Raw genomic sequence first — 14,605 nt, forward strand, 5'->3', positions numbered from 1 at the left:
ATGTGCTGAAGAATTACTCTATTTTATAAATACCCGAATCCATTTTATAATCGGCATTGATGATATTACACACCAATCCAATTACTTGATCGGCAGGCAGTTCTTTAAAATAGGCGCTTATCTTTAAAGCATTTAATTTTTGATTTTTGATTTCGATAGCCACATTATAATTGCGGTTAATTGTGGCAACAACTTCGGGCAGAGGCGTATCTTCAAAAACCATAATATTTTTTCGCCATAGTGAAATTGTATTCACTGGAATATCTTTAAAAGCCTGAAGCTTATTGCTGTATGATTTAAATACCACTTTTTGGCCAGGAGTTACATACACATTCTCTTCTGTAACGGTAGATTTCACATTTACTCTTCCAGTTAAAACTGAAACTTCCTGGGTTGTTTGGTCTGGATATGCCTGTACATTAAAACTGGTTCCGAGAACTTTGGTATCCATTTTATTGGTGTGAATGATAAAAGGATGTTTTTTGTCTTTGGCTACATCAAAAAAAGCTTCACCAGAGAGATATACTTCTCTGGTATCTCCTTTAAATTCTTTTGGATATTTTAAAACACTTCCGGCATTCAGCCATATCTGCGTTCCGTCACTCAATTTTATTTGAGCATGTTCGCCAAGTTTTACCGCTAATTGTGTGTTTTCAATTGAATGTGATGACTGATAAAAAAACACTGATAATCCGATTAGAAAAACCAAAGAGGCAGCAACCGCCCAGTTTTTATATTGAAGAGCAATAACATTATTGGTTTTCTTAATTTGACGTAACTCTTTTTTTAGTTTCGAACGATCTGACTGTATCATTTCCATGTTTTCAAAAAAATCATCAGTACGATCGTACCATTTATTCCACATTTCTTGTCCTTTTGGAGAATACTTTCCTTCTAAAAAATGTTTTATTTCTTGTCTTAATTTATCAGGCATTATAATTTCTTTATGTCTTTAATAGTATGTCTTTGGAATTGTAATTTTCGGTAGGTGCGCAAGGTTACGCTTCTGTTAAGAAAAAAAAGAAACCTTAATTTTGATTTTACTTTTAATTGAACTCGCCCAAATAAGTGCGCATAAATTTGAGCGCATAAGTAATATGATACTTTACCGTTTCTATTGAAACATTCAGTTCCTCAGCGATTTCTTTATTGGTATAATGTTTTACCCTGCTTAGAATAAAAACTTCTTTTGATTTTTTAGGAAGTAGCATTGCTGCCTTATCAACTGCTTTTTGCAGTTCGTCGTAATAAATAGAATCTTCTGTTGCATTATGACTGCCGTACGAAACAGTATTTCTATCCAAAACTTCTTGTACATATTGGTCTGCAACTGTATGAGATTTTATATAATCTAATGTCATATAACGAACCGAAGTGTAGATATAAGCCGCAAAACTTTTTTGAATGACAATTGTCTTGCGTCGTTCCCAGATACTAGTAAAAACTTCCTGAACAATTTCTTCTGATATTGCTACCGATTTCATTCTGAGGTATACAAATCGAACAAGTATGTCTCGATATCTAAAATAGAGTTCATCAAAAGCTTTGTCTTTGCCGTTTCTTAATAATTCGACAAGTTCTTCGTCTGTAAACTTCTTATACATTGTACATTATTTTGGCATGAATAATCAAATGAAAAATGCAGTCTGCAGCATTTCTTCTGATTTCGTGTTGATAATGTTCGTGTTGTTTCAAAAATGACATATACAAAGTATTAGGTTCTTTTTATATGTCTTCAAAATTAAAGATGAGGGTAGGTCGAAAAGGTTACGTTTACATTAATAAAACGGTCTTAAAACGAAACATATTATTAACATTTGAAACTAAAAGTTACCTGTAAAATAAGGTTATGAAGTATTTGAAGTAAAAAATAGAATGGTCTCTCTTTTATAATAATCCTTCTCTTATAAAAAAGCTTTTTTTGAGGTTTGAATGATAAAAAAGCGCTTAACAAAAAATTAAAGGCTCTAAGCGCACGGAAGGTTAAATCATAGCTGTTTTAATTTTTTTTATAAAAAAATGCCCCCAATAAGCAGCAAACTTTTTGGGGGCAATTGTAAAATTAATTTTTTGTTTTACACTAAATCGAATCTATCTAAATTCATTACTTTATTCCATGTTGCAACAAAATCGTTTACAAATTTTTCTTGTGCATCTGTACTTGCATACACTTCTGCTACAGCTCTTAATTCTGAATTAGAACCAAAAACAAGATCTGCACGTGTACCAATCCATTTTGGCTGACCTGTTGCGCGATCGTTTCCTGCGTACAGCTCCTTATCATTTGAAACAGCCTGCCATTGTGTATTCATATCAAGCAGATTTATGAAGAAGTCATTCGTCAATTTTCCCGGACGATGTGTAAATACACCATTTTTTGAACCATCTGTATTGATGTCCAGCACGCGTAGTCCTCCTAAAAGTACTGTTAGCTCAGGTGCTGTAAGGGTTAATAAATTTGCTTTATCAATAAGAAGTTCTTCTGTTGAAACTGGTGATTTAGTTTTTCTATAATTTCTAAAACCATCTACTTTAGGCTCCAAATATCCAAATGATTCAACATCTGTTTGTTCTGATGACGCATCCATACGACCTGGAGTAAAAGGTACAACAACTGTACTTCCTGCCTCTTTAGCCGCTTTTTCAACTGCTGCAGCACCTGCTAAAACTATTAAATCTGCCAGTGAAACTTTTTTTCCATCGATTTGAGCATTGTCAAATTCTACGCGTATAGTTTCTAATTGGTTTAAAACCTGTCTAAGCTGCGTTGGGTTATTGACCTCCCAGTCAATTTGCGGCTGTAGTCTTATACGTGCTCCATTTGCACCACCACGTTTATCAGATCCCCTAAAAGTAGAAGCCGAAGCCCATGCCGTTGCAACCATTTGAGATGTGCTTAATCCGGTGTTTAGTATTTTTTCTTTTAGCTGAGCGATATCATTCTCCTCTATTAATTTATGATTTACTTCTGGAATAGGATCCTGCCACAATAATTCTTCCTGCGGAACATCAGGTCCTAGATAGCGTGCACGTGGTCCCATATCACGATGTGTCAATTTAAACCATGCACGTGAAAAGGCATCAGCAAACTGATCTGGATTCTCTAAAAAGCGTCGTGATATTTTTTCATATTCTGGATCTAACCTCAGCGATAAATCAGTAGTAAGCATTGTTGGAAAATGCTTTTTATTAGGATCAAAAGCATCAGGAATAATTTCTGGAGCATTTTTAGCTACCCATTGGTGTGCACCTGCAGGACTTTTAGAAAGTTCCCATTCAAAACCAAATAAATTTTCAAAGAAGTTATTGCTCCATTGTGTTGGAGTTGTTGTCCATGTTACTTCTAGTCCACTTGTGATGGCATCAGGACCTTTACCTGAACCAAAACTATTTTTCCATCCAAAACCTTGAAGTCCTAAATCTGCTGCTTCAGGTTCTTTACCAACATGGTCAGAAGAAGCTGCACCGTGAGTTTTACCAAAAGTATGTCCTCCCGCAATTAATGCTACTGTTTCTTCATCATTCATTGCCATACGTCCAAAAGTATCTCTAATATCTTTTGCCGCAGCAATCGGATCTGGATTTCCGTCTGGACCTTCCGGATTTACATATATAAGCCCCATTTGTACAGCGGCAAGAGGTTTTTCTAGATTTCTGCTGTGAATATGACCATCTGCATCATCATCTGACGATACAACTCCATGATCTTTTGGCACACCTTCAGAACCATCTTTATAACGTTCATCACCTCCAAGCCATGTAGTTTCAGAACCCCAATAAACTGATTCATCTGGCTCCCATACATCTGCTCTTCCTCCTGCAAAACCAAATGTTTTAAAGCCCATTGATTCCAAAGCAACATTTCCAGTTAAGATCATTAAATCTGCCCAAGAAATTTTTTGACCATACTTTTGTTTTATCGGCCATAATAATCTTCTGGCTTTATCAAGGCTTACGTTATCTGGCCAGCTGTTAAGCGGCGCAAAACGCTGTTGTCCTGCTCCTGCTCCACCGCGTCCGTCATGTACTCTGTAAGTTCCAGCGCTATGCCACGCCATTCGGATAAAAAGACCTCCATAGTGACCAAAATCTGCGGGCCACCAATCTTGTGAATCAGTCATGAGTTCATGTAAATCTTTTTTTACCGCCTCAAGATCAAGAGTTTTAAATGCTTCAGCATAATTAAAATCCTTATCCATCGGATTTGATAAAGCTGAATTCTGTCTCAGGATATTTACTTTTAGCTGCTTTGGCCACCAGTCACGATTTTTTGTACCTGTTGCTGCTTCCTTATCCATGCTCCCATTATGAAAAGGGCATTTGCTGATGTCATTCGATTGATTATCCATAATTGCTTTTTTTTATTTTTACTAAATTACAAACTATACAAAGAGAATTCCATTGGTTTGAATAATAAATATTTTTTATTTTATAGATAAAATCTATTGTAATAAAATAAACTCTACATATCATTCCACTCTTGTCTTCATAAACTAATTTCAATTTTAGCTAAAGTTATTGACAGCTAGATTGGTATTGGTTCTACATCTACTCTTCTGAGTGGTCTTCGCCAAAGTTTAAATATTAAAATAATTAAAACAGGAAAAAAGCAAACTGCCGACATGACAAGATAAATATCCTTATATGCTAATAATATGGAAGCTTGCGAAGTTTTGTTCGAAAGAGTTTTTTCTGCCTTTTTTTGTGCTTCCGTTTCGGATAATCCCATATAGAGAAAATTCCTTTTGGAATTTGCTAGTTGCTTCTGCGCCATTTGGTTTAATTCTGTTAATTGCTGGTTAAGACCTGTTTTATGCTGTATATTTAAACCTGAGATAAAAGTCCCTAAAATGGCACTTCCTAATAAACCTGCAAAAACCGCTTGGGCAATAATTCCGCTCATCATTCTAGATGCGCTTAGTTTTGGAGGAACTCCTTCGGAAATATAAAGAAGAGAAATTGGGAAAAGAAAACCAATTCCGAGTCCTTTAAAAATTAAAGGAAGAAAAAAATCTGAAGAATCTATTCCGGGGTAAAACCGAAAAAAAAGAATGATATGGTAAAATCCGTAACATGCAAATCCCATAATCCAAATAGTAGCCAGGTAAATTTTCTTAAACAAAAGATAAGTCGATAGAGGAATAGCAATACATAATCCTATTAATAATGCTAAATGTGTTCTGGCTCCTGAAACAGCATCAAAACCTAAAATATTGGTCATATAACCTGTTACAACACTTCCTGTTCCGTTAATTACACCAATATAGAACATTAAAAAAGTTCCAATAATTACATTTTTAAAACGATAAACATCGGGATCAATTATGGGATCATCTGTAAAACGCACATGTATTAGGTAAATGCCAATTAGAATCAATAATAAAGCTGCTGCTAAATTAATTTTAGGATCGTTAAGCCAATTTCTGCTTTGCCCCTCCGCGCATAGAAAGAGAATTACGGTAAAAAATAAAATCATAATAATCCATCCACGCCAGTCAAATTGAAATTTGGTTTTCATTGGAGCAACATCTGCTTTGTAAAAATACCACGCCAGAAGAATACAGATTAAAAAATTGATGTTCAGAAAATATATGCCAAATGTCCAATTATAAAAACTAGTAAAATGTGTTCCTAAATATTGGTAAACATGCTGGCTGCCTTTTTGAATGAATTGCAGAATTCCGTACAGCAATGCCATATTAAAAGCTGGATTATATTTTAATAAAATTGGCACCATTGAAGCAAAAATTCCAATTACAGAAACAATTCCTAAAAGCGAACGCCAAAAGGTAAACCATTCTATACTTGACGCAAATAAGGAAGCAGTATTGAATATAATGGATAAAAATGCAGCTGACAAAATCATTGTCCGCACCTTAATCTGCTTGCCCAATTTTAATCCTAAAGGCATAAAAGCCAGCATGACAAAAATTGGAATATATATAGAATAGGTAAAAACAGTAGTCGATGCACCAAAATTTCCTAAAACTTGAGAATTGTCGTAAGTGGTGACATTCAATCCATTAAAAAAAGGAATGGTTAAGATATATAATCCTACGAGTGTAAAAACGCTTCCTTTTTTTCCTGCAAACATATTTATTTTTTTACTTCGACTGTTACGTTCATTCCTGGCTTTACTTCTTCTAAATCTTTAGGATCTGACTCAAATTCAATTTTAACTGGAATTCGCTGCGTTATTTTGACAAAGTTTCCTGTTGCATTATCTGGCTCAACCATCGAAAACTTAGCACCTGTTGCTGGAGAAAAGCCGGTAACTTTCCCTCTAAACTCTTTTTCACCAAGAGCATCAATTGTTATAACAACTTGTTGTCCTATTTTAATTTTTCTGATTTGTGTTTCCTTAAAATTAGCCGAAACCCATAATTTCTGATTCAATACAATTGTTGCAATGACTTGATTGGCATTTATTAATTCGCCAATTGATAAGTTGCGTTCTCCAGCTATACCATCTGCGGGAGCAATAATATTGGTATACGATAATTGTAATTTTACTGCTTCAAGGTCAGCTTTTTTACGCGCGACTGTAGCTCTAGCTGCTTCGAGATTGATGTTACTTTGCTTTGTTACAGAATTATTTGCGTCTAATCCTTTTTTACCTGCTTTTAAATAAGCTTCTTCTGATCTTAATTTTGAAACTACTTGATCATATTGATTACGCGTAACGGCAGAATCTGCATACATATTTTTGAATCTTTGGTAATCTTTTTGTGCTTTTTCAAGACTGGCCAAATCGCCTGCTAATTTTTCTTTTGCTGCAGATTGATTTGAAGATGAAGTAATTATGGTTTGCTCTAATGAATGAAGGTTTCCAACTGCAATTGCAAGATCTGCTTCGGCTTGGCTTACTTTAATTAAATATTCTGAATCGTCCAAAATTACCAGTGTATCTCCTTTGTGCACTACCTGATTGGTTTCAAACCGAATTGCGGCAATGTGTCCAGATGCCCTTGCTGAAACGTTACTTATATAAGCCTCAACTTGAGCATTATTGGTAGTTTCGTAATTGCTGAAATCAAAAAACAAACTCAAAATCCAGAACCCTCCAGCAGCTAAAAAAATAAAAGAAATAATAGTTAAAATCGTATTTCTCTTTTTATCCTTTTGAATTCCTTCAGCTGGTTTATTTTCTTCGCTCATACTATTCTAATTTTAAAGTTTACCCATTGCAAATTGCAGGGAATAATACTGAATGATTAAATCTAAATTCGCATTGACAAGTGAGATTTTTGAATTATTCAATTGCAGTTCAGCATCAACCATATCGCTTATTAAAGCAAAATCATTATCATATCTGCTTTTTACAATTTTATAATTACTTAATGACAGCTCTACATCTTTTTTGTAAGTCGCTATATTTCTTTTACTTTCCTCATACTTAACAAATGCTGTTTTTACTTCGCTTTCAACTTGGTTTTTGGCTGCATCAAGGGCTACATTGCTTTTTTCAATTTGAAGTTTATCTCCTTTTATGCGGTGTTTAATGTTATAAAAGCTTGATACATCCCAATTTAAAGAAATTCCCGCTGCCCAATAATTAATAATATTGACATAGTTTGGCCATTGTGCAGGATATTCTGTATTTAAAATAAGATTTGCATTTATACTTGGCGAAAATCCGCTTTTTGAGATGTTTAGAGTCGATTCTGATAATTGAATGCCAATTTCCGCGCGCTTGATTTCTTCTCTATTCTGGAAAGCTTGGGAAATGCTTTCTTGCAATTTTATTTCTTCAAATGGAACACCGCTTTTATCTATTTGAGGTTTTAGAATTGTATTGGTTGGAATACCTATCAAAACATCTAAATAGTTGCTTACTAATTCTATATCGTTTGTATTTTTAAAAACCGAAACTTTAAAATTAGATTGTTGCAATTCTGTTCTAAGCAAATCGCTTTTTAAATTCTGGCCATTCTCTACACGAGATTTTAGCTGCTTAATTCTAAGATCAGTGTTTATAATATTTTGTTTCGTTACTTCAATTTGTTTGTATAATTTTTCAAGCGTAAAATAATAAGTTGTAATGGCATTCTTTACTTCTGCCTGCGTCATTTTTACTGCTGATTCCTGCATCTGGCTCAGGATTTTCTGCTGTTCAATTTTTCTATTAATTAAACTTCCATTATAAATTGGCATTGAAGTAATAATATTGGCAAATGCTTGATGATTAAAATAATCTACTGTTATACTGTTTTCGTAAAAACCTTCATATAGTTTTGGATTTCCAATATAAGTATAACCACCATTCAGAGCGATACGAGGGGCTTTAGCAATTTTGGCCTGGCTTACATTTTCATTTGCAATTGCCGCATCTACAGTTACCATTTTAAGCTGCCTATTATTCTGGATTCCTAATAAAAGTGCTTCTTCCAGTAGAATTGTTCGTGAATGGTCAAGACTGTCTCCCTGAGAAAAAATTTGTAAAGTACTAAAGAAGGTCAAAATCAAAAACAAATAGAGAAGTCGTATTTTTTTGTTCAACATATAATTCATTAATATAATTTAACGCGTTGATTTTCAAAAAGTATTCTAAATTTAAAACCGTTTAAAAGAAGGAATCTGGATATTTAGGCTTGTATGTGTTGATTTTAAAGGATTAACATAAAATTTTGTTAATTTTTTTCATTATAAATATAGTAAATATTTCTGTATATAAAAATAAATCACTAATATTGAGTAACTTAAAATCAAAACACGATGCTTATAGAACTTGCTTTAACGGGAAAATTCATTGTAGATATTGTTAAAAGATTGAGAAATGACAAGACATTTCGAACCCTAGGATTTTTACTTTTCGTTTTAATTTTGGTTGGTACAATGTTTTTTTGGTTGGTAGAACACCTGCCTTTTCTTAAAGCATTGGCTTATTCCGTAGGAACACTTTCCATGAATAGTCCGTACGATCATGAAATTACTTTTTCCACTATCGGTGTTGTTTTTAATATTATATACATTTTTATAGGTGTTGGTGTATATCTAATTTTTGTACTTGAAGCAGGAAGAACAATTATTGCTGCTCATGAAGAATTTGAAAAAAAACAAGCTGAAAAAAAAGCGCTTAAAAAAGCAAGAAAAGAAGCTGGACTTTAATGAATAAAATATGAATTCAAATACATTAGAGCATACCGAAGCCTGGGTAATTGCTCTCCTCCTTTTTGCATTGATGCTTATTTCAAGCTTTGTTGGAAAACAAATTGGAAATTACATTCATAATAAAAATCAAACTGAAGAAAAACCGCCAGAAACTTCGGCTCTCATTGCTTTGCTTTTTTTCTTACTTGCATTTACATTTGGTATGAGCGGCGAACGCTATGATTCACGAAGAAAGGTTGTTGTAGAAGAAGCCAATATTATTGGTACTGCCATATTGCGAGCTGATTTATATCCGGACACTACTAGAGCTTTATTTCGTAAAGATTTTAAAGATTATGTAGAAACACGAATTTCTTATTATACGGCAGGCCCAGATGCAAAAGGGATTTTAAAAGCCGACAGCTTATCGCAGATTATTTCGGCTAAATTATGGAAACGTGCAACTTCACTTTCTAAAGATCCAGCTAATCTAGCTGCAACGCAGCAAATGATTCCTGCTTTAAATGATATGATTGATGTAACTACTACCCGGCTTTCTGGAGAAAAGGCAAAAGTTCCTCAGAGTATCTTAGTCATGCTGTTTTTTCTGGCTGTAATTATTTCATTTTATGGAGGATATTCTGAGGGCCGTAAAGGAAAAATTGACTGGCTGGTACAAATTGGATTTTGTATTTTGGTTTCTTTAGTAGTTCTATTTACTTTAGATCTAGACAGACCGCGCAGAGGTTTCGTTAACCTAGATGTTCCTAATCAAACTATAATTGACTTGAGGAAAAATTTTCAGTAATTAAAAAGCTATAATACACTATATAACAAAAAGCCCTAATTTTCATTAGGACTTTTTTATTGTTTTGATTTCAATTAAAATATTATAATTGTGAAATAATAAATTCGCTTCTTCTGTTGGCTTGATGCTGTTCTTCTGAACATTTTACTCCATCAGTACATCCATTTACTAACTGGGTTTCGCCATACCCTTTTCCAGTTAATCTATTGGCATTAATACCATTTTTAATCAGCCATTTTATAGTTGATTCGGCTCTTCTATTAGATAAAGCCTGATTGTATTTATTGCTGGCTCTGCTGTCGGTGTGTGAACGAATATCGAGTTTCATTGTTGGATTATTATTTAAAACATCCAAAATCTTCTCTAGATCTAGCGCTGCTTCCCTTTGAATATCTGATTTGTCCAATTTGAAATAAATCATTTTAATATCAAAACATTTTCCTAAATCATCGCCAACGGTAACCTTACAAGTGGCTTTATCCAAAGCAATTGGCAGGGTGGTTTTTCCTGTTACTCTATCAATAGTCACCATTACTTCTTTAGTCGTATAATCTGTATTTTCTGCTCTTACATTATACGTTTTACCGCATTCTACAGGAAAAGAATAATTTCCTGAACCATCAGAAACTATGGTACTCTTAACGATCTGATCCTCATATAATGTTACTTTTGCACCAGAAAGAATACTGCCGGTTACAGCATCAGTTATTGTACCTTCTAATCCTTGAATACATTGTAGTTTTCGGGTTTCAAGAAATTTATAAATATCATCAGAGCCTTGTCCGCCATCTTTATTCGAGCTGAAATATCCTCTTCTCGAAACTGGATCAATGATATAAGCAAAATCATCTTTGGGAGAATTAATATCAGCACCTACATTTTGAATATTGCTTATACTTCCATCATCTTCAATTTTCCCCACAAAAACATCTAATCCGCCTAGTCCAGGATGACCATCCGACGCAAAATAGATTTCATTTTCGCTTGTAACGTATGGATAAGTTTCCTTGCCTTCTGTATTTATGGTATTTCCCAGATTTTCAGCTGGCCCATATCCGCCGTTAGGATTGATACTTACTTTATAAATATCCGACTGACCAAGTGTTCCCGGCCTGTCTGATGCGAAGTAAAGCGTTTTCTCATCATCGCTTAGAGCTGGATGTGCTGTACTGTAATTGTCACTGTTGAAAGGAAGTTCTGTTATATTTGTCCATTTATCATTTTCGAGAGTAGCTTTGTATATTTTTACTAAAGTAATTTTATTTTCATCTTTACCTTTTTTACCATTTATAAAATTATTTCTTGTGAAATAAACCGTTTTTCCATCTTTGGTAAAAGCTGGGGAAGATTCATGAAATTTGGTATTTAAAGAGGTTTTAAATTTATTGACTTTAGAACTTGCATTGGTTGCTGGGTCAATAGCTGCAAAATATAAATTAGTGAAATATTCTCCTGTCCATTGATGCTTACGCTGCGAGAAATTACCCGTATCTCTTGCAGATGCAAAGTATATTTTATTATTATACACAAACGAGCCATAATCAGAATATTTGGTATTTATTCCTGCATCTTCAATTTTATAACGCCCTGAATTGTTTTTGATTTGGTTAAGATAATTACTGTCTTCTTTGTATAATTTTCCTCTGCTGTCATTATTAAACTTAGCGCTGAATTCTGCCAGCATTTTATTTGCTTTTTCGATCTGACCTACTGATTTTAATGATTGTGCATACCTGTAATAATACTCAGCTTCAGGAGAAGGGTTCATAGCAAAAAGTTCTCCGTACCATTTAGCAGCTCCTTCAAAATTAGAATTGAAGTAGTAGGAATTCCCCAGCTTTTTAAACATATCTTCAGATTTGTATCCTTTATCTGCTACGCGCTCATAAGTCTTAATCGCATCGATATAGGCATAACTATTATAGTTTTTATCTCCCAAGGCTACTTTTTTCTCTTGAGCATAACCTTGAAAAAAAACACTTATTATTGTACAAATGAGTATAACTTTTTTCATAATAAATATTTTTAGAAGAATCGAGGAGTTGTCATTCTATTATTATTTTTGAAAAATTCATAACGCAGGAATATTTCATGTGAGCCTGAGTTATAGTTGTTCAGACGAGTAGTTTCACGATCATAGCCATAACCAATATACAAACCGTCGGTTATCTGAAAACCTGCCATAGCACTAAGCGCAGCACTCCATCTGTAGGCCACACCTACCACAAATTTATCAATGAACATAAAATTAGCCGAAATATCTACTTGCAATGGAGCACCTTGCACCATTTTACCCAATACTGCTGGCTTAAATTTAATGTCCTGATATTTGTCTAGATTAAAGACATAGCCTCCCATTAAGTAATAATTAATTTTATCCTTATAGATGGCAACATCATTATCATCATAACGATTGGTTTCTATGAAATTAGGAACAGATAATCCGATATAGGCTTTATCAGAATGCCAATAGATTCCTGCCCCAACATTTGGTGAAAATTTATTGTCTAAGTTCTGAAACTGCGGATCGCCTTGATCTTCTGGATTCAATTTATTAATATCGAGATTAAACAAATTGGCTGTTCCTTTTATTCCAAAAGAGAGTTTGAATTCTGCCGAAGTTTGAACAGTATAAGACAAGTCTACCGAAAAGTTATTCTCATTAGTAGGTCCAATTTTATCATTTACTACTGATAAACCTACCCCTAACTTGCTATTGTTAATTGGGGTATTAATAGAGAAACTGCTTGTTTCCGGAGCACCATCAAGACCCACCCATTGGGTACGATATAATCCAAAAATACTCAAAGCTCCCCGCGATCCGGCATAAGCAGGATTGATATTGATTGTGTTGTACATATACTGCGTGTACTGCGCATCTTGCTGAGCGTAATTTGCAATTGCTGTAAACATCAAAATGAAAGAAAATAATGTTGTTTTCATAATAGAATATTTATTATTACTATTTTTTTTCTATTACCTGGAAGTAAGTCTTAAATAATTTAAGTGGAAAAATTGCCGTACCGAATACTAGCAAAGTATACAAAGTGATTTGCAATGCGATTGGCATAATAGCCTGAAAATAAAAGTAAAGAGAGTAATTTATTCTTCATAAGTTCAATTATTAGGATTATCAAACAATTTATTTATAATAGAAATAAAAACTAAAGACAGAAATCTGAGGCAGATAAGTAAAACACTTTAGACAAACCGCTATAAGTTTAAAAAGAGTGAATTAGAGGTTACAATAAATGATAAAAGAAATTACATGCTTTTAAGAAGACATGTACAAAGAGACGGCATGAAAAAAATTATAGGTCTCTATAAAACTTATTAGATTTGAATGGCTTGAATAAATTAAATAAGGATTTTTTGAACTAATTAATTGAAATAATACTTATAAGACAATCCTATTTAATTAAAGTTTTGTAAAAGTAATAAAATTTTAAAACACTAGCAATCAAATTTTTAATTTTTCATTATTAATAAAAAACTTATATAAATAACCATTATAGTATCCAATAAAAATTTCCAAAAAAAGCCCTAATATTTATTAGGGCTTCATTGTATATTATAATTAGAAATAAATTAAAAATCTACTTTACTACAGTTGCCTCAAGTTCGACTTTTAAAGTTTCAAAAAGAGTTTTTACTTCCAGAACTGTACTCGATTGTTTTATTTCGTTATTCTGAATCCAGTTTTGTAAAACATCGAAATTTTCAAATAACGAAGTACTTTCTGTTGTATAGATATTAAGTCTAACAATATTTGTTAATTCGTAATCAGCTTCTTTAATTACTTTTTCTAAATTTTCGATTGCTTGTATCAATTGAGTACGCATATCAGCATCACTAGAAACGCCATTATCATCAATAGCCGTTTGACCAGAAACATACAAAGTTCCTTTTACGTTACTCACTTCTACAGCTTGAACATAGCTTCTGGCGCCCTGCCATTTCCAAGGATTTATTGTTCGTTTTTCCATCTTTTATATTTTTAAATTAATTAGATGCAAAAATCAGAAAGGCTTTGTTTTCCAGGGCGTGATAAACATCACAATTTTGAATTATTAAAATAAACGGCTCAGCGTCTCGCGCGAAACACCAATATAAGAGGCCAAAGAGCTTTTAGGAACACGCTGCAGCAAAGCTGGATTTTTGAGCAGTAACTGTTCGTATCTTTCGCGTGCATTTGAAGTTAGAAATGACAATATTCTTGTTTGTGATCCAATATGACCTGCAATAGATTTTCGGAGAAAAAAACGCTCCATTTTCTGTATTTCCGAACAAAGTTTTTCGAAGTTTTGCAAAGAAAGGCTATATACAATTGTATCTTCAATACATTCTAATGATAGTGTTGCTTTACTTTTAGTATAAAAAGCCTGAAAGTCGGTTTCCCACCAGTCTTCCATTGCAAAAGAAACGATATGTTTCTTGGCATCTCTATCTTCATAAACTAATTTGACTAATCCAGAAATTACAAAATTTACATCTGAAACTTCATTTCCTTCTTCTATAATAAATTGGCCTTTTTGAAAAGTTTTTAACTCAAAATGAGATATAATAAAAGCAGCTTCATCATCTGTTAAAGGAACTACTTTCTCAATATGCGCTTTTAAAAATTGCTCTGGATTATTCATAAAAGGTACTTTTTGTATAAATATAAATGAAAGCTTTTTAAAACAAAAAAATCCAAATCCCAATTAA

At 33.3% G+C, this 14,605-nt stretch carries 12 protein-coding genes; 2 read left to right on the plus strand and 10 right to left on the minus strand.

From position 1 onward, the window contains the following. Nucleotides 1–13: 13 nt before the first annotated feature. From QE431_RS14465 to QE431_RS14490, 6 genes are all read right to left on the minus strand, one after another. Entirely contained in the window at nucleotides 14–934 is a 921-nt protein-coding gene (locus tag QE431_RS14465; protein WP_307297122.1) for a FecR family protein, read from the minus strand. A 112-nt stretch (nucleotides 935–1,046) separates the two neighbouring features. Further along, nucleotides 1,047–1,604 carry an RNA polymerase sigma-70 factor gene (locus QE431_RS14470; RefSeq protein ID WP_057116401.1) on the minus strand — a complete coding sequence of 186 codons (558 nt, stop codon included), beginning with the start codon at nucleotides 1,602–1,604 and terminating at the stop codon, nucleotides 1,047–1,049. A 471-nt stretch (nucleotides 1,605–2,075) separates the two neighbouring features. Continuing rightward, a complete protein-coding gene (katG, locus tag QE431_RS14475; RefSeq protein ID WP_307297126.1) occupies nucleotides 2,076–4,349 on the minus strand; it encodes a catalase/peroxidase HPI in 2,274 nt (757 codons plus the stop codon). Nucleotides 4,350–4,525: 176 nt separating this feature from the next. Continuing rightward, complete coding sequence (locus QE431_RS14480; protein ID WP_307297129.1) at nucleotides 4,526–6,094, minus strand: MFS transporter; 1,569 nt, start codon at nucleotides 6,092–6,094, stop codon at nucleotides 4,526–4,528. 2 nt (nucleotides 6,095–6,096) lie between these two features. After that, on the minus strand, nucleotides 6,097–7,158 hold the full coding sequence (locus QE431_RS14485) for an HlyD family secretion protein (protein ID WP_307297130.1): 1,062 nt from the start codon (nucleotides 7,156–7,158) through the stop codon (nucleotides 6,097–6,099). A gap of 12 nt (nucleotides 7,159–7,170) precedes the next feature. Further along, nucleotides 7,171–8,502: a TolC family protein gene (locus QE431_RS14490; protein WP_307297134.1), complete on the minus strand. Its 1,332-nt coding sequence runs from the start codon at nucleotides 8,500–8,502 to the stop codon at nucleotides 7,171–7,173. Between the two features lie 213 nt (nucleotides 8,503–8,715). Between QE431_RS14490 and QE431_RS14495 the strand changes: the two genes are divergently transcribed. After that, a complete protein-coding gene (locus QE431_RS14495) occupies nucleotides 8,716–9,108 on the plus strand; it encodes a two pore domain potassium channel family protein (RefSeq protein ID WP_057116406.1) in 393 nt (130 codons plus the stop codon). 10 nt (nucleotides 9,109–9,118) lie between these two features. Continuing rightward, nucleotides 9,119–9,898 carry a hypothetical protein gene (locus tag QE431_RS14500; RefSeq protein ID WP_134140201.1) on the plus strand — a complete coding sequence of 260 codons (780 nt, stop codon included), beginning with the start codon at nucleotides 9,119–9,121 and terminating at the stop codon, nucleotides 9,896–9,898. 82 nt (nucleotides 9,899–9,980) lie between these two features. Here QE431_RS14500 and QE431_RS14505 read toward each other — a convergent pair whose 3' ends face one another. The 4 genes from QE431_RS14505 to QE431_RS14520 form a co-directional block, all read right to left on the minus strand. Further along, a complete protein-coding gene (locus tag QE431_RS14505; protein WP_307297137.1) occupies nucleotides 9,981–11,912 on the minus strand; it encodes an OmpA family protein in 1,932 nt (643 codons plus the stop codon). Nucleotides 11,913–11,923: 11 nt separating this feature from the next. After that, complete coding sequence (locus QE431_RS14510) at nucleotides 11,924–12,841, minus strand: type IX secretion system membrane protein PorP/SprF (protein ID WP_307297139.1); 918 nt, start codon at nucleotides 12,839–12,841, stop codon at nucleotides 11,924–11,926. Between the two features lie 653 nt (nucleotides 12,842–13,494). After that, nucleotides 13,495–13,884, minus strand: a complete 390-nt coding sequence (locus QE431_RS14515; RefSeq protein ID WP_307297141.1) for a RidA family protein — start codon at nucleotides 13,882–13,884, stop codon at nucleotides 13,495–13,497. A gap of 84 nt (nucleotides 13,885–13,968) precedes the next feature. Continuing rightward, nucleotides 13,969–14,538 carry a Crp/Fnr family transcriptional regulator gene (locus QE431_RS14520; RefSeq protein ID WP_307297143.1) on the minus strand — a complete coding sequence of 190 codons (570 nt, stop codon included), beginning with the start codon at nucleotides 14,536–14,538 and terminating at the stop codon, nucleotides 13,969–13,971. Nucleotides 14,539–14,605 lie beyond the last annotated feature (67 nt).

Source organism: Flavobacterium sp. SORGH_AS_0622 (assembly GCF_030818825.1).
In the GTDB taxonomy this organism is placed as follows: Bacteria; Bacteroidota; Bacteroidia; order Flavobacteriales; family Flavobacteriaceae; genus Flavobacterium.

What these genes read in the sequence shown, in the direction of transcription:
- QE431_RS14470 (WP_057116401.1), bottom strand. Translation starts at nt 1,604, where the DNA reads ATGTATAAGAAGTTTACAGACGAAGAACTTGTCGAATTATTAAGAAAC.
- QE431_RS14505 (WP_307297137.1), bottom strand. Translation starts at nt 11,912, where the DNA reads ATGAAAAAAGTTATACTCATTTGTACAATAATAAGTGTTTTTTTTCAA.
- katG (WP_307297126.1), bottom strand. Translation starts at nt 4,349, where the DNA reads ATGGATAATCAATCGAATGACATCAGCAAATGCCCTTTTCATAATGGG.
- QE431_RS14510 (WP_307297139.1), bottom strand. Translation starts at nt 12,841, where the DNA reads ATGAAAACAACATTATTTTCTTTCATTTTGATGTTTACAGCAATTGCA.
- QE431_RS14520 (WP_307297143.1), bottom strand. Translation starts at nt 14,538, where the DNA reads ATGAATAATCCAGAGCAATTTTTAAAAGCGCATATTGAGAAAGTAGTT.
- QE431_RS14515 (WP_307297141.1), bottom strand. Translation starts at nt 13,884, where the DNA reads ATGGAAAAACGAACAATAAATCCTTGGAAATGGCAGGGCGCCAGAAGC.
- QE431_RS14480 (WP_307297129.1), bottom strand. Translation starts at nt 6,094, where the DNA reads ATGTTTGCAGGAAAAAAAGGAAGCGTTTTTACACTCGTAGGATTATAT.
- QE431_RS14500 (WP_134140201.1), top strand. Translation starts at nt 9,119, where the DNA reads ATGAATTCAAATACATTAGAGCATACCGAAGCCTGGGTAATTGCTCTC.
- QE431_RS14495 (WP_057116406.1), top strand. Translation starts at nt 8,716, where the DNA reads ATGCTTATAGAACTTGCTTTAACGGGAAAATTCATTGTAGATATTGTT.
- QE431_RS14465 (WP_307297122.1), bottom strand. Translation starts at nt 934, where the DNA reads ATGCCTGATAAATTAAGACAAGAAATAAAACATTTTTTAGAAGGAAAG.
- QE431_RS14490 (WP_307297134.1), bottom strand. Translation starts at nt 8,502, where the DNA reads ATGTTGAACAAAAAAATACGACTTCTCTATTTGTTTTTGATTTTGACC.
- QE431_RS14485 (WP_307297130.1), bottom strand. Translation starts at nt 7,158, where the DNA reads ATGAGCGAAGAAAATAAACCAGCTGAAGGAATTCAAAAGGATAAAAAG.